Source organism: Rickettsiales bacterium, assembly GCA_041396965.1.
Classification (GTDB): Bacteria; Pseudomonadota; Alphaproteobacteria; order Rickettsiales; family SXRF01; genus SXRF01.
Genome location: JAWKXN010000001.1, coordinates 1,444,880 through 1,462,987, shown reverse-complemented (window position 1 = coordinate 1,462,987; position 18,108 = coordinate 1,444,880). Strand labels below are relative to the sequence as shown.

At 38.5% G+C, this 18,108-nt stretch carries 21 protein-coding genes; 13 read left to right on the top strand and 8 right to left on the bottom strand.

Annotated features, from left to right (window positions below; genetic code table 11):
• Positions 1-3 precede the first annotated feature (3 nt).
• Together R3D71_07640 and R3D71_07635 are read left to right on the top strand one after the other, a co-directional pair.
• Positions 4-537 (top strand): RNA polymerase sigma factor, encoded by a 534-nt coding sequence (locus R3D71_07640; protein MEZ5691520.1) that lies wholly within the window; start codon positions 4-6, stop codon positions 535-537.
• Complete coding sequence (locus tag R3D71_07635; protein ID MEZ5691519.1) at positions 530-2,704, top strand: VWA domain-containing protein; 2,175 nt, start codon at positions 530-532, stop codon at positions 2,702-2,704. Before R3D71_07640 ends, R3D71_07635 begins: the two co-directional genes overlap by 8 nt.
• Before the next feature lie 70 nt (positions 2,705-2,774).
• On the opposite strand, the gene R3D71_07630 is transcribed toward R3D71_07635, so the two are convergent.
• A complete protein-coding gene (locus tag R3D71_07630) occupies positions 2,775-3,791 on the bottom strand; it encodes a polyprenyl synthetase family protein (protein MEZ5691518.1) in 1,017 nt (338 codons plus the stop codon).
• Positions 3,792-4,007: 216 nt separating this feature from the next.
• Between R3D71_07630 and R3D71_07625 the strand changes: the two genes are divergently transcribed.
• From R3D71_07625 to nadA, 4 genes are read left to right on the top strand one after another with little or no spacing between them, the layout of a single operon-like run.
• A complete protein-coding gene (locus tag R3D71_07625; protein ID MEZ5691517.1) occupies positions 4,008-4,739 on the top strand; it encodes a VirB8/TrbF family protein in 732 nt (243 codons plus the stop codon).
• 9 nt (positions 4,740-4,748) lie between these two features.
• Positions 4,749-5,537, top strand: a complete 789-nt coding sequence (gene virB9 / locus R3D71_07620) for a P-type conjugative transfer protein VirB9 (protein ID MEZ5691516.1) — start codon at positions 4,749-4,751, stop codon at positions 5,535-5,537.
• 23 nt (positions 5,538-5,560) lie between these two features.
• Complete coding sequence (locus R3D71_07615; protein MEZ5691515.1) at positions 5,561-6,565, top strand: NAD(P)H-dependent glycerol-3-phosphate dehydrogenase; 1,005 nt, start codon at positions 5,561-5,563, stop codon at positions 6,563-6,565.
• A 35-nt stretch (positions 6,566-6,600) separates the two neighbouring features.
• On the top strand, positions 6,601-7,557 hold the full coding sequence (nadA, locus tag R3D71_07610) for a quinolinate synthase NadA (GenBank protein MEZ5691514.1): 957 nt from the start codon (positions 6,601-6,603) through the stop codon (positions 7,555-7,557).
• 8 nt (positions 7,558-7,565) lie between these two features.
• On the opposite strand, the gene R3D71_07605 is transcribed toward nadA, so the two are convergent.
• Complete coding sequence (locus tag R3D71_07605) at positions 7,566-10,031, bottom strand: hypothetical protein (GenBank protein ID MEZ5691513.1); 2,466 nt, start codon at positions 10,029-10,031, stop codon at positions 7,566-7,568.
• 105 nt (positions 10,032-10,136) lie between these two features.
• Here R3D71_07605 and prfB point away from each other — a divergent pair.
• Positions 10,137-11,253, top strand: a protein-coding gene (gene prfB, locus R3D71_07600) for a peptide chain release factor 2 (protein ID MEZ5691512.1) whose coding sequence is annotated in 2 segments (ribosomal slippage) — positions 10,137-10,205 and positions 10,207-11,253 — 1,116 coding nt in all. Because the reading frame shifts where the segments join, the coding sequence is not laid out codon by codon here.
• A 27-nt stretch (positions 11,254-11,280) separates the two neighbouring features.
• Here the strand turns inward: prfB and R3D71_07595 are convergent.
• Complete coding sequence (locus R3D71_07595) at positions 11,281-11,874, bottom strand: hypothetical protein (GenBank protein ID MEZ5691511.1); 594 nt, start codon at positions 11,872-11,874, stop codon at positions 11,281-11,283.
• A gap of 166 nt (positions 11,875-12,040) precedes the next feature.
• Here R3D71_07595 and R3D71_07590 point away from each other — a divergent pair, with 166 nt between their 5' ends.
• Genes R3D71_07590 through mnmA form a run of 3 tightly spaced genes read left to right on the top strand, consistent with a single transcriptional unit; the run spans position 12,041 to position 13,771 of the window.
• On the top strand, positions 12,041-12,268 hold the full coding sequence (locus tag R3D71_07590; protein ID MEZ5691510.1) for an AbrB/MazE/SpoVT family DNA-binding domain-containing protein: 228 nt from the start codon (positions 12,041-12,043) through the stop codon (positions 12,266-12,268).
• 19 nt (positions 12,269-12,287) lie between these two features.
• Entirely contained in the window at positions 12,288-12,677 is a 390-nt protein-coding gene (locus R3D71_07585; GenBank protein MEZ5691509.1) for a type II toxin-antitoxin system death-on-curing family toxin, read from the top strand.
• Positions 12,674-13,771 (top strand): tRNA 2-thiouridine(34) synthase MnmA, encoded by a 1,098-nt coding sequence (mnmA, locus tag R3D71_07580; protein MEZ5691508.1) that lies wholly within the window; start codon positions 12,674-12,676, stop codon positions 13,769-13,771. The genes R3D71_07585 and mnmA overlap by 4 nt, the downstream gene beginning before the upstream one ends.
• Here mnmA and R3D71_07575 read toward each other — a convergent pair.
• On the bottom strand, positions 13,768-14,256 hold the full coding sequence (locus R3D71_07575) for an ATP-binding protein (protein ID MEZ5691507.1): 489 nt from the start codon (positions 14,254-14,256) through the stop codon (positions 13,768-13,770). The genes mnmA and R3D71_07575 overlap by 4 nt on opposite strands.
• Positions 14,257-14,310: 54 nt before the next feature.
• Between R3D71_07575 and R3D71_07570 the strand changes: the two genes are divergently transcribed.
• The 3 genes from R3D71_07570 (at position 14,311) to R3D71_07560 (ending at position 15,180) form a co-directional block, all read left to right on the top strand.
• Positions 14,311-14,493 (top strand): hypothetical protein, encoded by a 183-nt coding sequence (locus R3D71_07570; GenBank protein ID MEZ5691506.1) that lies wholly within the window; start codon positions 14,311-14,313, stop codon positions 14,491-14,493.
• A 109-nt stretch (positions 14,494-14,602) separates the two neighbouring features.
• Complete coding sequence (locus R3D71_07565) at positions 14,603-14,902, top strand: hypothetical protein (GenBank protein MEZ5691505.1); 300 nt, start codon at positions 14,603-14,605, stop codon at positions 14,900-14,902.
• Between the two features lie 89 nt (positions 14,903-14,991).
• A complete protein-coding gene (locus tag R3D71_07560) occupies positions 14,992-15,180 on the top strand; it encodes a hypothetical protein (GenBank protein ID MEZ5691504.1) in 189 nt (62 codons plus the stop codon).
• A gap of 68 nt (positions 15,181-15,248) precedes the next feature.
• On the opposite strand, the gene R3D71_07555 is transcribed toward R3D71_07560, so the two are convergent.
• The 4 genes from R3D71_07555 to R3D71_07540 form a co-directional block, all read right to left on the bottom strand.
• Positions 15,249-15,485 carry a hypothetical protein gene (locus tag R3D71_07555; GenBank protein ID MEZ5691503.1) on the bottom strand — a complete coding sequence of 79 codons (237 nt, stop codon included), beginning with the start codon at positions 15,483-15,485 and terminating at the stop codon, positions 15,249-15,251.
• 28 nt (positions 15,486-15,513) lie between these two features.
• Positions 15,514-15,816 (bottom strand): STAS domain-containing protein, encoded by a 303-nt coding sequence (locus tag R3D71_07550; protein MEZ5691502.1) that lies wholly within the window; start codon positions 15,814-15,816, stop codon positions 15,514-15,516.
• A gap of 15 nt (positions 15,817-15,831) precedes the next feature.
• Positions 15,832-16,929: a methyl-accepting chemotaxis protein gene (locus R3D71_07545; protein MEZ5691501.1), complete on the bottom strand. Its 1,098-nt coding sequence runs from the start codon at positions 16,927-16,929 to the stop codon at positions 15,832-15,834.
• Positions 16,930-17,221: 292 nt separating this feature from the next.
• Positions 17,222-17,983, bottom strand: coding sequence for a carbonic anhydrase family protein (locus R3D71_07540; GenBank protein ID MEZ5691500.1), 762 nt, complete (start codon positions 17,981-17,983; stop codon positions 17,222-17,224).
• Between the last annotated feature and the right edge of the window lie 125 nt (positions 17,984-18,108).

Genomic DNA, 18,108 nt, shown 5'->3' with positions numbered 1-18,108 from the left:
TATATGGATAATGAGGAAACACTTATTGAGCAAGCAAAAAAGGGTGACGCGTTATCCTTTAATGTGTTGCTGGAGCGTAATTATGATATGGTTTATCGTGTAGCGTATCGTTTTTTAGGCGACTCTCATGACGCTGAGGATATTGCGCAGGAGGTGTGCGTGGGATTGGTTCATAAACTGAGTAAATTTGATGGTAGGAGTAGTTTTTCTACTTGGTTGTATCGGGTAGTGGTTAACTCATGCCGTGATTTTTGTAAGAAAAATAGCAATCATCGTAGTCTTGAGAAGAAATATATTGAGTTTGATGGTAATGAGAAGCTGGATAAAGATGATACAAACAGCAAGGTAGCATGGTTATATCGGCAGATAAATACTCTTGATGAGCCTTTAAGAGAGACGGCATTGCTGGTTATCGCTGAGGAATTAAATCATGCTGAGGTTGGTAGGATATTAGGATGCGCTGAGTCAACTATTTCATGGCGGATGAGCGAGGTACGCAAATATTTGAAAAAAGCGGTGGATGGTTATTATGAGTGATAAGCTTGATGATATAATAGATTCTCTGCGCAAAAGTGAGTCGCCAAAACCTACGGATTCGGCAAAAAACGCCGCTATTTCAAAGGCAATGACGGAGTTTGATAAAAAATACTCAAAAAATCACCAAGGAAATACTTCTTCTAGTCGTCTTATGGATACAGTGAAAACTGTTTATGAAAATATCTGTAAGACAATAAAAGGAGAATATTCCATGAAAAAAGCATATATGGCAGCCGGTGGTGTTTGTGTCGCGGTGGTGGCGGTAACACTTATGAACAGCACTTACCTTACAAGCGATTTATTATTTGGTGACAAATATAAAAAAGAATTGGCTATTGAAGAGAAGTCAGTTGGTTCTACGTTTGGAATGTTTGGTGCTAAGTCGGAACGTAAAGATTATGATTCGGGTAATAATTTGGTAACTGGAGGTGGGGCGATACCTTTATCCGCCGCTAATAATGTAGATAAGCAGGCTACAGAATTGCAGGCTGATATAGCACCTCCTCCATCAGCTCCATCATCGGTAGCTCCAATGAAAAAAGCAAAACGTGATGGTAGAGCGTTTGAGGCGGAAGAGTCTTTTTATAGAAAAGAGTCACGTTCTTTAGGTGGTATGGCGGTTGCTGACGCTGTCGCCCCATCCTCAGTTATGGTACAATCACCAAGATCAGCATCAAAAGTATCACCTTATAATGAGGTTGATGATGTTCAGGGGTATTCATATCAGGACAAGGGACGGGATAAATTTGAGGAAATAAAAGAAAATCCGGTTAAGGTAACTAAAGAAGAACCGGTTTCCACCTTCTCGATTGATGTTGACACTTCCTCTTACTCATTTATGCGCGCGTCACTGAATAATAATGTTTTGCCGCAGAAAAACTCGGTACGGGTTGAGGAACTGGTAAATTACTTTCCGTATAATTATGAAGTTCCTGAAAGTAAGTCAGTGCCGTTTAAGGCTAATATGTCGGTATTTCCAACGCCATGGAATAATGACACTAAGCTTTTACATATCGGGATTAAAGGCTATCAGATAGAAAATAAGGAAAAGCCACGCTCTAATCTAGTATTTTTAATTGATACTTCCGGCTCTATGCATAATCAAAATAAATTGCCGTTGCTTAAAAACTCTATGAAGCTGCTGCTTGATGGTTTGCGGGATGATGATACAGTGTCAATAGTAACTTACGCAGGAAGCGCGGGAGTAGCTTTAGAGCCGACGAAAGTTAGCGATAAATCTAAAATAATAAGAATACTCGATTCACTAGGAGCGGGTGGCTCAACCGCTGGAGCGCAAGGTATTAAAACAGCTTATAGGCTCGCAAAGGATAATTTTGATAAAAACGGTGTAAACAGAGTTATTTTAGCAACCGATGGTGACTTCAATGTTGGGATTACTAATCAGGAAGAGCTTAAAGGTTATATTGAACGGCAGCGTGATAGCGGAATATTCCTTTCTGTGCTTGGATTTGGTATGGGGAATTATAATGATGCTATCATGCAGACACTAGCGCAAAATGGTAACGGTAATGCCGCTTATATTGATAGCCTCAGTGAGGCTCGCAAGGTTTTGGTTGAGGAAGCTAGTTCCACTCTGTTTCCAATCGCGAAGGACGTAAAAATTCAGATTGAGTTTAATCCGACAAAAGTGGTGGAGTACCGGCTTATTGGTTATGAAACACGTATGCTAAAACGTGAGGATTTTAATAATGATAAGGTGGATGCTGGAGATATAGGCGCGGGGCACTCAGTTACCGCTATTTATGAAATGATTCCAGTGGGAAGTAAAGCTAGGCTTATAGATGACTCTCGGTATCAGAAGGTTGATAAGAAAGAGAAAGATTCCGCAAAAGATTCCGATAATTCTGATGAGTATGCTTTTGTAAAAATTCGCTATAAACTTCCTGACAGTAATAAAAGCAAGCTTATTACTACTCCGGTTGATAACAAAGTTGAGAAAGACAGAATCGCTGATGCGTCTGCCAACTCTAGATTCGCGACCGCTGTTGCCGCTTTCGCCCAGATATTACGTGGAGATTCTTATACAAAGTCATATAGCTATGATGATGTTATAGACCTAGCCAAATCAGCGAAAGGTGACGATGAGTTCGGTTATAGAGCTGAGTTTATCAATTTAGTAAGGTTGGCGAAGAGTGCATCTAGATAGCGTCTAAGGTGTAAGTTATGGGCAATGGGCATTGGTGATTATTTATAATAATCTCATTGTTCATTGCTGGTTAATATGCTCGGTCTATACAGAAATCAACGAGATTAAATAGAGCGTTACGCTCTGAGGATTCAGGGAATTTTACCAATTCTTCTTTAGATTTTTTACAGTAAGATTGTGCCATTTCTATTGTTTTGCCAATAGTATCGTGTTTTTTAATAAGACTCACCGCTTTTTCTAAATCACCGTTATTTTGTTTGAGGTCGGTGAGGGTGCGTATCCAGAATTGTTTTTCATCATCATTTGCCGCTTCATAGGCAAGTATTACTGGTAAAGTTATTTTCCCCTCCCTAAAATCATCACCTATGGTTTTTCCTAAAGTTTTCTCATTCGCTATATAGTCAAGCGCGTCATCAACAAGCTGGAAGGCTATGCCGATATTCATACCAAAATTTCTTAATGTTATTTCCTTATCTTCCTCTTGGGAGACTACAGCGCCAAGTTCACAGGCTGAAGCGAATAAAATAGCTGTTTTCGCTTTTACTACTTCCAGATAATCGGATATGCTGGTTTGCGGTTCTCCTTCGGTCATTAACTGCATTACCTCACCCTTTGAGATTATAGCGGAAGCGTCAGAAAGTATTTTGAGGACCTTAAGCGAGCCGCTTTCAACCATAAGTTGAAAAGCTTGACTAAACAGAAAATCTCCAACTAACACACTGGCTTTGTTGCCGAATATCTCATTTGAGGTGGCGATTCCGCGTCGTAATTTACTTTCGTCAACTACATCATCATGAAGTAAAGTGGCGGTGTGAATGAATTCTACGGCAGCGGATAGCGGTATATGTGTATCTCCTTCATACCCACATAGCTTGGAACATATTAAGGTAAGCGCTGGACGTATACGTTTGCCTCCAGATGATATAATATGGTTAACTATATCTGTTATTAAAGGAATCTCATCATTTACTCTTGATAGTATTAATTTATTAGCTTTATCTAAGTCATTGTTAATTAATGAATAAAGCTCATCTAAAAGTGTTTGGTTGGATGATTTAGAGGCTACGGTAGTGGCTTGTGTAGTCATTGTTAGTATTTAACTTTTTCTGATAATATGATTTGGTATTACAAGTGTTAATTATTTATATACTAGATTAACATAGCATTATAAGCTATGGTTATAAATAGGAAATTGCAATTTGTATTGTGTTAGTATTATTTATTTGATAAATTTTTACTATTCGTAGGATATTATTTATTTAACTATTTTATTTTGTTAACTATTTATTCTAAATAGAGTTATATGGACGGCAGTGACTCAATACCTGAAAATTATATAGAAATAGCTGATAAAGTACGCAGCGGTGAGTATTTCCGTGAGGCAAGGGAAATAGCTGATTTTGATTTGCATAACCCAATGGCAGAGCGTTATTGGTATATATTTCTCACTGCTTTTTCAGTAATAATCGCTTTTATTGCTTTTAACGCGTGGCAGGGATTATATCCGTTAAGACCTTCAGTGCCTTTTATTGTAACCGCCGATAATATTGTTGATGATAGTCATTCACTTCAAAAGCTTGTGGCTTTTCATGGTGAAGATGCTAATGTCGCTCTTAGACGTTTCTTAGTTAGGCATTATGTTAAAATTCGTGAGGAGTATAACGCTGATAGCTTCGATCGTGAGCATGACGCTGTTGGTATGCTTAGTAGTGAGAGAGTTTTTGATGAATATGAAAATTTTGTATTGCCGCTTAATCCAGCCAGCCCTATAGCGCTCTATCAGCGCCATACTATCCGTACTATCGAAATTTTATATAGTTCTCCTGTCGTGAATCCGAATTTTGATAGTGATGGAAAATATTATATGAGAGTAATTTTCAATACATTTTTAGAGAAAGATGGTGTAAAAAAAGCTGGAAGAAGGTATCAAGTAGATGTTGCTTTTAAGTATAAAGATATTAAATTAGATCAGGAAACTGGTAAAATAGAGCCTTATGGCTTTCTCGTAACGTCGTATGATATGAAGGGTTTATAGGATAGTAAAATGAATTATTTATATATTAATATTTGTAAAGCAGCTTTGTATGCATTATTATCGTTTGTTTTGATTTGTGGTTATTCAGCGAACGCTGCCAGTACCTCTAGACCGTTACCTGTTGACCACAGAGTGCATACTATAAGCTATCAACCTGATCAGGTTTATAAGTGGTCTGGATATTATCGTTATCAGTCAGCTATAGAGTTTGAGCCTGGTGAGAAAATAGAGACTATTTCTATGGGTGATTCTACAGGTTGGATGCTTAATCCTTCAGGTCATAGGTTGTTTCTTAAGCCTATCGCTCAGGATGCTACTACTAATATGACTCTTATTACCGATAGAAGGGTTTATTTATTTGAGTTACATGCTAAGGAGACAGATAACATAAATGACCCTGACATGGTTTTTGTTATGCGCTTTAAGTATAATAACTCTGGTAATAACACTTTTGGGAATTATAATTATCTGGATTCTGTTCCAGAGCCTGATTTTGAGAATGAGCCAGATAAATATAACGCTAACTATACTATTTCAGGTAGTGAGTTTATAGCTCCTATTCGTATATTTGATGATGGAGAGTTCACATATTTTGAATTTCGTGATAAAAACGCGGAGGTTCCCGCTTTTTTCTGGGTTGATGATGAGAATAACGAGTCTATTATCAACTATCGTACACGCGGCGACTATATAGTCGTGGAGCGTGTCAGTGGTAGATTTACTTTACGTCATGGCAAAGAAATTGTTTGTGTGTTTAATGAAAAAGAATTGGCAAAACCAAAGCTTATAAAGCGCTGATTCACGGATTTATCTGAATTTAGATGGAAAATAATTGTCGCGTAGGTGTTATCGGTGGTGGTGCTTGGGGTACGGCTCTTAGTATTATAGCAAACAGGGCTGGCAGCAAGGTAACGCTGGCTACCCGTAACGCTAATGTCGTAAGTTCCATTAACCGGATGCGCAGTAATGAGATATATTTGCCTTCTATTTTTATAGATCCGAACATAGAAATATCTAACCAGTTTGTTGACGCTTGTAAGGGTGACATAGTAATACTCGCCGCTCCGTCCTATTGCTTGCGTACGGTTTGTATATCTATTTCTGATATGCTTCCTGCTGATGTTATTGTTATGGTCGCTAGCAAAGGTATTGAGCGTGGTAGCCTTATGTTAATGAGCGAAGTTGTAGGCACTATTCTTCCCAGTAATCCGGTAGCGATTATATCTGGTCCCAATTTTGCTGATGAGTCGGCTAGAGGGCAGCCTACCGCTACTACGATAGCTTGTGAAAATCATGATCTATGGGATATTTTAATGTACGGTATAGGTGGTAGGCTGTTTAGACCCTATATGACAGATGATATTATAGGTACTCAGATAGGTGGTGTTGTAAAAAATGTTATAGCTATCGCCTGTGGAATAGCTGTTGGTAAGGAGATGGGACAAAATACGCAGGCAGCTCTCGTTACTAGAGGTTTTGCCGAGATGAGTCGTCTGGCTATAGCTAAAGGTGGAAAGTATGAGACTCTGATGGGGCTTTCCGGTCTTGGTGATTTATTGCTTACTTGTGGCAGTGAGAAATCAAGGAATATGTCTTTTGGTAAAGAGATAGGAAAAGGAAATTCTATAGATGAATTGTTTTCTAATAGAGGTCGCACCGCTTTAGAAGGAGTAGTCTCATCAGAATCCGTACATAATTTGGCAAGAAAATATAATATTTCAATGCCTATTTGTGAGGCGGTTTATAGTATAGTTCATGAGGACGCTCCTGTTGAAAGGGTTATTAATGAATTATTAGAAAGACCTTTTGTAACTGAGAGTGTCTGATTATGTTATTATTAGATTAGTTGTGTATTTTTGATATGTTAAGAAAAGTTCAAAGAATAGATTTTGAGGAAGAGATAAATTATCTGCGCAGGGAGATGAACGCGGTGATACTAGCGCATTATTATCAGGAAGATGATATACAGGATATAGCTGATTTCGTTGGTGACTCGTTGGAGTTAGCGCGGAAAGCCGCGACAACTAACGCCGATGTGATAGTTTTTTGTGGTGTGAAATTTATGGCGGAAGGGGCGAAGATATTAAATCCTGATAAGCTAGTACTTGTTCCCGACATGGATGCTGGGTGCTCTTTGGAAGATTCATGTCAGCCTAAGGAATTTTCTGAGTTCAAGAAGAAATATCCTAACCATATGGTTATAACATATATAAATTGCTCAGCGGAAATTAAGGCGTTGTCTGATATTATAGTCACTTCAAGCAACGCCGAGAGAATAATAAATTCTTTGCCAAAAGAACAAAAAATAATTTTCGCTCCTGACAAATATCTTGGTGCGTATCTTAATAAAAAAACCGGTAGGGATATGGTGTTGTGGGATGGTACTTGCTTAGTACATGAACGTTTTTCTGAGCAAGAGGTAATTAATCTTAAAACCCGTCATCCAGAAGCGAAGGTTATCGCCCATCCTGAATGTCCTGAACATTTGCTGCGTCACGCTGACCATATAGGCTCTACGTCATCATTGCTAAATTATACGAAAGAATATTCTGGCAGTAGCTTTATTGTTCTGACCGAACTTGGGATAATTCATCAAATGAGAAAAATATCACCCAATAGTATATTTTATGATGTGCCTAGTGTAACTGAGGAGTCGGCGGGAGCTTGTGTTTCCTGTAATCAATGTCCGTATATGAAGTTGAACAACATGGAAAAAATTTATAATTGTATGAAAAACCGTAGCCCATCTCTTGAGCTTTCGGCTGACTTGATTAAGAGAGCGAAAAAGCCGCTTGAGAGAATGTTGGAGTTGAGTTGATTTTATTGTTAATTTAATACATCCAATAAATTTTCAGTTTCCCATGACACTAGATTGCGTCCAAATAGGATATATATTTCCGTAGAGCCATTGCTGATTATTATATCTCCTTTGCCGTCATTATTTATATCAACTAAATCATATACATAAGAACCTTCTGATGATTTAGCTTTTATGCGGAAGCCATTATTTACATCGTTTTGTAAGGGAAGACCAGTTCCAGTATCGTCAAATAAATCACCAAATAGGTTTATTTCCCCGCTTGACCATATTTTATTCCAGCCGTTGGTAAATGAATGATCGTTAGGTTGCAGAGCTATATAGCTATAGCCAGATGTTGCCCAGTCATTCATAACTATGTCACTTTTCCCATCGCTATTGATATCTTTTATTATTGCGCCGTAAAACAGATCGTCAACGGTTCCCGGTTTGTTTGATGCCACATTAATGCGAAATCCATTAGTACCGTTATAGCTGGCGGTGGCGGTAACATCTATTGGTGATGCCCACCCTGCTTTTCCAAAGTAAACATATAGATAGTTCCCGTTATTGAACATTATATCATCGTAAGTGTCACCAGTTAGTTCCGCTACATCAGCTGTGTAGTTATTAGATGATAAGCCAGTAAACCTAACCTCTTTTGTTGGGTCGGCGGCGGCAATACGGGTGTCAAGGTTTATTATGTCAGGAGTAGAGCCGGTCGCTACAGTTGTTACAACTGAATCCCACGAGCCGACACCTGATTTGGCTCGTCCGAACATTACATTTATATTCTTATTTGTGTTATCATTTAATATTATATCATCGTAAGAGTCCCCATTTAGACTTCCCATAGATTTAAGACCAATGAAAGTTGATAGAACACTGGTGGTTGTATCAATCTTAAAGCCGGTAGTATCAGCCTGTAGCCAGTTAGTGGTATCAGCGGTTTTAGCTCCGTATGAAGCGGCACCATAAATTACATAAGCGGTGGAATTGCCAACTCCGGACGCGGTTTTTATCAGTGCTATAATATCTTTACCGCTGGCACCTGTGAAATGACCAAGTTTTATGTTAGGCGCAGCGCTTTCTGAGGTTGCCGGAAAGGTTATAATATCGGTTAGTGAACTCGTATTGGTGTCAACTGGTGACGCACTACCATAAAATATAGTGATTCCACTGCTGGTACCATCTCCATAACCTATGACTATATCATCGTAACTGTCGCCATTAATATCTCCTACCGCTATGCTCTCACCGTATAATCCGCTTTTACCAGTAAAGTAGCTATAACTACTATTGTTGGTTATTGTTACGAATCTTGAACTATTAGCAACGTCCAAATTCATAGAGGAATTAGGAGATGTCCATCCGATATTCTTGCCAAAAATTATGTATATTTTACTGCTGTTACGGGCTGAGGCTATAATATCTTTTATCCCATCGCCATTAATATCTCCAGAATTAATAATTATGTTAGAAAGAGTTGTGTTGGTAAATGTAGCTCCAACGTTACATAATTTGCCGACGCAACAAGTGTTTTTTGTATCTTCCCTTGTCCAGATAATATCGTCAAAATAGGTTGCGCCAAAAGTAGTTACTGGTTCATGGCGGACTAGTTTCTGGGTAAAAGCATAATTGAAACTGCTATCCACAGCGGCATTTACTAACTCATCAGCGCTGGTTGAGCCAGTATTTATACGGGTGGAAAGGCTGCCACTACCTTGTATTGGCAAAGCTCCATGCCCGTTTTTGCCGTATGATACTAATGCCCACATAACGTTATCGGTGGTGTAGGTTGCACTAGCGCTATCCATAATTTGTATATAGCCTTTAGTTTTTGTTGTTTGCATATCACGGCAGATAGTGGCTTCTGTCGCTCCTGTATCAACTATGTATCTTATCTTTCTGCCGTAACCATCAAACATATATTCATCGGGCAAGCCAAGTGTTCTAACCGGAACAGTTCCAGCTACATATGGATAAAAATAAAGTGTTCTGCTGCCGGTTGCGGTTGGGTACTTATTTAAGGTTATCTGAGTAGCGCTATCTACGCTTTGTATAAATGTATTTGAAGTATCTGTTATTCCTGTGGAAGCATTTACTCTCATGCCAATTCTAAGACCAGTGGTGTTGTTCATGCCAGTGACAGTAGATGAAGTGCTACTGATATTTCCAGTTTTGGATAATTGCCCTGCTGCGGAATAACTGAAAAAATCCGCGCCTCCTATACAATTACCAGGGAAAGTAGCTTCTATACCAAATGTGTTTCCTTCAGGACAGGGGCGGCGTAGGTTGGTTGCCATGAAGCTTTGCATGGCATCTTCAATTTTTTCCATACGTTCTTTGGTGATACGTTCTTTTTCAATGTCACTGCCAAGATTACCAGCGGGAATAACGGAAGCGGCGATTATCCCAGCGACAGCAACTATAACACTCATTTGAATTAGTGAAAAACCAGATTTATTAGAGTGCTTTTTTATATTGTCTGGCATGTTGTTATTTACTATAACTTCCTAAAAATATATGATTTTTCTAAGAATATTAATTATATATTATAAATAATTTATAAATTATTAACTATAGACTCATGGCATATAATGAAAGCGGAAATAGAAATTTTATCTAAGAAAATCAGGCAATCACAAGAATTGCTGAGGAGGTATCTTTGACTGGGATAACGCTTTGCGTCGTCGTGATGAGCTGACTTCTTTTTGCGAAGATCCAGATCTATGGAATAATCCTGATAAAGCACAGGAAATATTGCGGGAGAGGAATCATCTTGACGCGCTTATAACTGGGTATGAACGCTTGGATAGAGAATTTTCTGACAATATAGAACTTGCTGAGTTAGCGGAAATGGAGGCGGATGAGGTGACTCTCAGTGAAGCGGAAAAATCACTGGAAAAAGTAGCTAAGGAGTTAAGCCTTTTGGAAATTGAGAGCTTGCTATCCGGTGAGGCCGATTCTAACGATTGTTTCCTTGAGATTAACTCAGGCGCGGGTGGAACCGAGTCGCAGGACTGGGCGGAGATGATGCTTAGGATGTATTCACGCTGGGCGGCCAACAGAGGTTATAAATTTGAGCTGATTGATGAGAATCGTGGTGAGGAAGCTGGTATAAAATCAGCTACTATAAAGATTATGGGACATAATTCTTACGGTTGGGCGAAGACTGAGTCGGGGGTGCATCGTTTGGTACGGATCTCACCGTTTGATTCTAACGCTCGTCGTCATACCAGCTTTGCCAGTGTGTGGGTTTATCCAGTAATTGATGATAAGATAGCTATTCAGGTAGATGAAAAAGACATTAAGGTTGACACGATGCGCTCCGGCGGGGCGGGTGGACAGCATGTAAATAAAACCGAGAGCGCGGTGCGTTTTACCCATATGCCGACTGGTATTGTGGTTAAATGCCAAAGTTCACGTAGCCAGCACGCTAATAGGGCGGAGGCGATGCAGATGCTAAAGGCAAGACTCTATGAACGAGAGCTGCGTATTCGTGAGGAAAAAGCGACAGAGCTTAACGCTACTAAGACTGATAACGCGTGGGGGCATCAAATACGTTCCTATGTTCTGCAACCATATCAGATGATTAAGGATCTGCGTACCGGTTATGAGACTAGCAATACGCAAGCGGTTTTGGATGGTGATCTGGATAATTTTATGAGCGCGGCACTGGCAGATAGGGTGAAGGGTAAAGGGGAGAGTGGCTAACTGTGGACTACTTATAATACCAAATAATTAAACGTGTCTGTGTTGTTCTTTAGCCCTTGCCCGTTCAGCTTCAAGGGTAGCGGCATGGTTGGTCTTGACCTCATGGTTGTATTCATGTCCGGCACTTTTATTTACTGACGGCTCAATAGATTTTTGCTGCTCGTGTTCACGCTGTTGTGCGAGTGCTTGGGCGTATTCTTTTTCCTGTGTTTTTTTGCCAGAATATCCACCGATTAAAGCACCGGTCGCAACACCAACGGCAGCAACGGCGGCTATAGCTAATATCGCTGGCATGGCAGAGGACGCGGTGGCGGTTGATACAGCGAGCAGTGCTGGTTCGCTGGCGACTGTTGCTATCTTTGAGGCTATAGATATAAACGCGCCGATTCCGGCTAGTGTTCCGCCAACTAATCCTCCTAATATAGCAGATTTATTCATCATGCTGGGCTTGCCAACTACTTTGCCAAGAGCCTGTTCACGCTCCATCCTTTCCTTGCCAACAACACCACCGATTGAGGTTCCTAAAATGGGATCAAGGAAGAAACCAATAGCCGCTTCTTTATTAAAAAAGGTCGGTTTTTCGTTGGTTTTCAGGAGTAAGGGTTTTGAGTTATCTGCCATGTTATGTATTTATTTGTAGTCAATGTGCGTAGTTTACCCCTATTTTCTTGTTATTAACAGTTAAGTTTTTGTTACAGCATTTTTACGCTGGGGTTGTTGACGTGTTATAACATTTGTTATATATTGTGTTATATTAATTGTTATAACCTTAATGGAGGGGAGATGTATGATTACGTTAAAATTGACGACGGTAGGAAATTCTGTGGGTGTTGTTTTGCCAAAGGAATTTCTTGCCAGATTGCGGGTTGACAAGGGTGATATGATATATGCTACGGAGACCACAGATGGTTTTGTGGTTAAAAATTACGATGAGGGTTTTGTAAAAGATATGGAGATGGCGGAGCGCCTGATTCATGAAAATCGTAATGTATTGAAAAAATTGGCTGATAACTGAGATTGTTGTGGATGAGTTGATGGAACCAAAATGGGTAACCGTGGAAGTTATCATTGCGATGCATGATCGGCAGATAGCTGAGTTCGGTGGTGCCAGTGGTGTGAGCGATTTAGGGCTGTTGCAGTCGGCGATTGCCCGTCCGCAGAACGCTTTTTATTATAACCAAGTTGTATCTTTAACAAAATTAGCGGCTTGCTATGCTTTTGGTATAGCAAAAAATCATGCGTTTGTGGATGGAAATAAGCGTACGGCTTTTATGAGTTGCTACTTGTTTTTAATGAAAAATGGCTTTGCAATTAACGCGACGGAAGAAGAGCGTTTTATAGCTATTTTATCTTTGGCAAACGGCAGTATTTCTGAAGAAGAGTTTACAAAATGGCTTGAACGGCATATTGTCAAAATTGTATGAACTCTTTAGGCTTTAATAAACTGGAAAAAGACACCAAAGTGGTGGTCGCTATGTCGGGCGGGGTGGACTCGTCAGCGGTAGCGGCGCTGCTCGTGGAGCAGGGATACGAGGTGATAGGCATCACCTTGCAGCTTTACGATCATGGGGCGATGGTGAATAAGAAAGGCGCGTGCTGCGCTGGGCAGGATATTCATGACGCGCGGCGTGTAAGTGAAACTTTAGGAATAGCTCATTACGTATTGAATTATGAGAATAAATTCAAAGAAAGCGTGATGGATGATTTTGTGGATAGCTATCTTGCTGGAGAAACTCCGATACCGTGTGTGAAGTGTAATCAATCGGTGAAGTTCAAAGATTTATTGCAAACCGCTCGTAATTTGGGAGCTGATTGTATGGCAACAGGTCACTATGTGCAAAGAATGGTAAATAATAATGTATCGCAAATGGTTAGAGCGGCGGATGCTAGTCGTGATCAGAGTTATTTTTTATTCGCTACCACGCAGGAACAATTGGATTTTTTGCGTTTTCCACTTGGGCATCTGAAAAGTAAGGATGAGACGAGAGAGCTTGCGGCTAGATTTGGTTTGCAGGTGGCGGATAAGCCAGATAGTCAAGATATTTGTTTTGTTCCAACCGGTGGTTACGCTAAAGTTATAGAGAAATTAAGACCCGGATCGCTTGATGGTGGTGATATAGTGCTTACTGATGGAACTGTTGTTGGTAAGCATGATGGTATTATTAACTATACTGTTGGGCAACGCAGAGGGCTTGGGGTAAGTAATGATGAACCGCTTTATGTTATCCGGCTTGACGCGGAGAAAAAACAAGTAATTATAGGAACTAAAGATAAACTCTTAAAGCAAGAATTTAAGATAAAAGAATGTAATTGGCTGGGTAAAGAGATATTTGATGGTTCTGATGTCATGGTAAAATTACGCTCTACCCATAATGGGGTTGCAGCTAAAATAGAATGTTTAGAGAATAATATGGCAAGAGTGGTCTTAAATCAGCCACAAGGAGCGGTTTCACCTGGTCAGGCTTGTGTCGCTTATATTGGTGAGAGATTAATTGGCGGCGGCTGGATTGCTAACTAATGCCGAAAAGTCATATATAAGGTTTTATTGTCATCACCTAGCCGCATTTCATCAGCTAGGGAATTTATGAACATCAGTCCACGCCCTTTGGGAAACGCATTGTTTATAGTGAAATCGGGTATTTCAAATCCGTCTCCCTCATCTTGTATGGAAAAGCGTAGATATTCGCTGTTATTCCATACCTTAATATATATTCTTTTGTTACGGTAGTAAGTGATTTTAAGTAGATGGCTTACCTTATCTTGATAAGAATAAAATCCCTCTTTGTCAGTAAAATTACTTTTTAGATTGAGATTGCCGTGCAAAATAGAGTTCATTAACGCTTCGTGCATGCAGGTAATTATTTCATTGTGTTTTAGTCTTGTAAGGATAAATCTGTTCGCAATGGCAGAAATTAGCGCATGTGAGAAGTTATTGATGTAACATGTCTTGGTGGTTATGGATATTAAGGCATAATTAAAAAAGTGTGATGCTAGAATCTGCATAATTGCTTTATAAAACAATGCGATATACTGTATTTTTAAAAAAGGATTATAAAAGTGTCTAAAAACGCATCAATGGTCAAATGCGGTTTGAGCAGCATAAAAAGCAATGGCAAATTGCGTGGTCGTAAACGGTATCGTTGCAACTTGTGCTTACATCAATGGGTTGATAAGCGCGGCAAAAAAACCGACTATAAGCGTTACTATTTAGACTGGCTGCACAAAATAGCCGAACACTAGCAGAAATTGAAAGCATTCTTGATATTTCCATCCCCATGCTCAGCAGGTTAATGCTCTTGAGGCAGGAAAATTAATCCTTCCTGCCTCAAAAGAATCAATTAACCTGCTCATGGATGCGTCTTTCTTCGGCAGAGAATATGGCTATTTCTGTGCGCATGATGGCAACAGAATCATTTATTACCAAGAGATCAAAACCGAATCAGTGAAGCATTTGCGTGAAGCTTTGCATGAGCTTGTGCAGGCAGGATATTGCTTCAAATCAGTGACCATTGATGGGCGCAAAGGGTTTTATAAAACATCAGAAAAACACTTGGTGGAGTTTTATAATTCAATTATGTATTTTCCATCAAAAAGCGATTTAAGGCGATATACTGAAATAATCCAAAGCTCCGTCCTGCAAAGGATTTGAAGGAGTTGATGGAAAAATTATGCAATACCGAACCAGAAGATTTTGTGGCTCAATCTTACGTCTGGCAGAGCAGCACAAAGGATTCCTGAATGCCAAAAAGGGTGGAAGATTTACGCACGGAAGGACGCGTTCTGCATATAATTCCGTGCAAGAAAAAATCTGCACAGGCTATTTACATACAAGGAATTTCCAGAACAGAATATTCCGCCAACAACCAACCATCTAGAAGGTTCTTCTCTCACCTCAAGGAAAGAATAAATATCCACATTGTGTTTTAAACTTAGAAAGATAAATCTGCTATAAAAGCTTTCCTCAATTCTTTCTAAAAAGCATCACACTTTTTTAATTATGCCGATATTAATATATCAGGATTATCATATAAAAAATCCTCAGGAACAGATTTTAGATTATATGGAAAGCAATTTTCCATGAATATTTTGTATGGTAATGATAATAAATCGCTTAACTCTTCTTTTATTTGTGTTGGGGTGCTAATAAAAAATAGGTGGCTGCCGCCACTATCCAGTAACTCGCTTAATATAGTAGCTGGGTAGGCGTACTGGTGTGATAAAGGAGTTTTCATATAGCTACTTAATTATATATTTTTTATATCAACATATAGAAAAAAGGTCATAGAACTTTGATATGCGGAAAATCTTCTCTACCTGTCCTTGTGGCTGTGATAGATTAAGAGATACTTTACGTGATTCGCATTCATCCCTTAGCAACAAGAGCATACCCATGCTCGATGAATCTATAAAAGTGGTATCGGATATATCCAATTTTATGGAATTTATCTTATTGTTATTTATCGTATCCAATATGTTTTTGAATTTTTGAGTATCAGCAAATGTAAATTGCCCTGATATTTTCACGCAAGCCATACTGTCATTTATGTTACTACTATACTCCATAGTCGGTTTTTCTCCCTAAAATAATTCTATATCTTCGTTATCATTGTTCTCAACATTACTTTCAGTTGTTTCTTTTTCTTCTGAGTAGCTGCTTAATGGAATGCCATTAAGGCTAAACTCAATTAGCTTGTTAAACTCACTTAATTGAAATTGTTGGTTAATTTCGTCTATAGTGATTTTATCGGCTTTAATTTTCTCAAAGTCAGATGTTGATTCAGTATTTTTTATTTCTTCCTCAATTTTTTTATTTATATAACCCAATATTTTTACGCTATTTTCTATATACTGGGTGTTACGATCCTGAAACTGTAGATTTATTACCATTTTAGAAAGAGTGTTGGAAGCGTCGCTGGTTATGCTCGCGGAATCCATCAGAGTTTTAGAGAATTCGTTTTTCTGTTCTATCAGACCAGTGGTAAGCTCAGATAACTTACTCTGCGCTATTATGGTATCTGACATATCAGTTTTCGCTATGTCGGTAAGAGAATTATAGCCTTCTTTTACCCCTTCTGTAATGCCAGTAATTTTAGTATTTATTGATTCGGCTATTTTTCTGATAGTCTCTGATACTTCCTTTACCTCATTGGCGACAACACTAAATCCCCTTCCTGCTTCGCCAGCTCTCGCCGCTTCTATGCTAGCGTTAAGGGCTAGCAAGTTCGCTTTTTTTGTTATACTTTGAATGTCTTTTATAAAATTCTCAACGGTTGAGATATGTTTCATAGCTTCATCAAGCGTGTAAACCATAGTTACAGCTTTTTTAGACACGAACAAAACTTTCTCAACCGAATCACTGAGCGTTGTTGAAAATAGATTAGTGAATTCCTCAAGTGTTATCTGTTCATTTCCAACATTTATTGTCTTTGATAGCTCAGATATTTGTTCTATAACCTCACTCTGTTTTCGCATGTCAGTTGCTAGGTTAACAAAATAATCAGACATTTCCTTAGTAGAATTTTCTACCATTTTGGCTGACTCGGGGAGTTTATATATCAGTGCGTTAATCGCATGGCGGAAGGCTTCTGCTTTTGTTAAAAAGTCAGATGATTTATTTTCCATTGCTTCTGATTCATCAGATGAGCTATCTGTTATATATTCAACATTTGTAAGCATATGTTATTTTTCTATTATTAATAGATTAAAGTCAATAATAATCTATTGCTGGTTGCGAGATTATTGTCCTAAAATAACCCATATTCTCGGGTAAGAAAAATATTAGTCTATTATTGAAACATTTGTTTATATTCTTTCCACTTTCTAAAAAGTAGGAAGACTATAAAATTAGTCGCCGAAAGCGACTGATTTCCGCCGTGATAGCAAGCGTAATTAATTTTTAATGTCCTATTAAAAATTTGAAACTATATAATTATGTTTAATTTTTATGCTTAACTTTGGCTCTGTTTTTTTAGGGAGTTTCCAATATTTTGCGTATATATACCGGTTGAGGAAGTCTGGTGTTACGACCAGTATATTTAACAAGTTTTCCTAATTGTTCATTTGATATGGTAATCGTTGTTTTAGGAATAAGCCATGTTACATTTTCTGAACATGGCGGGTAGGGTAATGAACCTTCATAACGATAGTAAGAGTTTTTGTTGATACCAGATAGTAACGACTCTACATCAATAGAGATTTTTTTTGGTGTATCAGAAATTGATTCCACGTTTTCTAGTAGAATATCAAGAGCAGGATTTTCCTTGCCTATATTTGCTAATATGCTAATCGCGATTTTTTTGTAGTTAATATCTTGGTGAATAAGGTGTATTTCTACCGGATAAAAACGACCTTTTATGTGATGACCACTTGGTGAGTGAATCTCTATGGTTTTTAGCTTATAGCTATTGTTATCATATTCTAGAGAGCCACCGTTACTTACTGTGACTATAAATGATTGCTTGTCTATTTTAAGAATTCCCTCAGCTTTTTTATAGTTAAGTGATATTTCCGGCATGTTTTTTACGGTGGTATCATTTATTTTGATCGGGGATTGTTTGGCGCCTTCCTTACAGGTTTCGTAACCTTCCATATTTCCCCATTCATCCTGCCCAGTATAATCATCATCATATGTCCATTTATGAGTTTTTTGTTGGGCAAAAACATTATTTGGTAAGGTAAATTGAAGAAGCAGAATAATTATAAAAATTATCGTGTTGGTGTTTTTATTCATGGTCATAAAGGTGGTGAATAGTTGGTTTTACATAGTCTATAGCTATATATTAAAGTATTTTATCTCATTTATAAAATATAAAAATTGAAAAAAGTCGTTTTTTGCTCTTCCAGAACATTTGCCTA

Coding starts and splice junctions, on each gene's coding strand:
- R3D71_07640 (MEZ5691520.1), top strand. CDS start 4: ATGGATAATGAGGAAACACTTATTGAGCAAGCAAAAAAGGGTGACGCG.
- R3D71_07635 (MEZ5691519.1), top strand. CDS start 530: ATGAGTGATAAGCTTGATGATATAATAGATTCTCTGCGCAAAAGTGAG.
- R3D71_07630 (MEZ5691518.1), bottom strand. CDS start 3,791: ATGACTACACAAGCCACTACCGTAGCCTCTAAATCATCCAACCAAACA.
- R3D71_07625 (MEZ5691517.1), top strand. CDS start 4,008: ATGGACGGCAGTGACTCAATACCTGAAAATTATATAGAAATAGCTGAT.
- virB9 (MEZ5691516.1), top strand. CDS start 4,749: ATGAATTATTTATATATTAATATTTGTAAAGCAGCTTTGTATGCATTA.
- R3D71_07615 (MEZ5691515.1), top strand. CDS start 5,561: ATGGAAAATAATTGTCGCGTAGGTGTTATCGGTGGTGGTGCTTGGGGT.
- nadA (MEZ5691514.1), top strand. CDS start 6,601: ATGTTAAGAAAAGTTCAAAGAATAGATTTTGAGGAAGAGATAAATTAT.
- R3D71_07605 (MEZ5691513.1), bottom strand. CDS start 10,031: ATGCCAGACAATATAAAAAAGCACTCTAATAAATCTGGTTTTTCACTA.
- R3D71_07595 (MEZ5691511.1), bottom strand. CDS start 11,874: ATGGCAGATAACTCAAAACCCTTACTCCTGAAAACCAACGAAAAACCG.
- R3D71_07590 (MEZ5691510.1), top strand. CDS start 12,041: ATGATTACGTTAAAATTGACGACGGTAGGAAATTCTGTGGGTGTTGTT.
- R3D71_07585 (MEZ5691509.1), top strand. CDS start 12,288: ATGGAACCAAAATGGGTAACCGTGGAAGTTATCATTGCGATGCATGAT.
- mnmA (MEZ5691508.1), top strand. CDS start 12,674: ATGAACTCTTTAGGCTTTAATAAACTGGAAAAAGACACCAAAGTGGTG.
- R3D71_07575 (MEZ5691507.1), bottom strand. CDS start 14,256: ATGCAGATTCTAGCATCACACTTTTTTAATTATGCCTTAATATCCATA.
- R3D71_07565 (MEZ5691505.1), top strand. CDS start 14,603: ATGGATGCGTCTTTCTTCGGCAGAGAATATGGCTATTTCTGTGCGCAT.
- R3D71_07560 (MEZ5691504.1), top strand. CDS start 14,992: ATGCCAAAAAGGGTGGAAGATTTACGCACGGAAGGACGCGTTCTGCAT.
- R3D71_07555 (MEZ5691503.1), bottom strand. CDS start 15,485: ATGAAAACTCCTTTATCACACCAGTACGCCTACCCAGCTACTATATTA.
- R3D71_07550 (MEZ5691502.1), bottom strand. CDS start 15,816: ATGGAGTATAGTAGTAACATAAATGACAGTATGGCTTGCGTGAAAATA.
- R3D71_07545 (MEZ5691501.1), bottom strand. CDS start 16,929: ATGCTTACAAATGTTGAATATATAACAGATAGCTCATCTGATGAATCA.
- R3D71_07540 (MEZ5691500.1), bottom strand. CDS start 17,983: ATGAATAAAAACACCAACACGATAATTTTTATAATTATTCTGCTTCTT.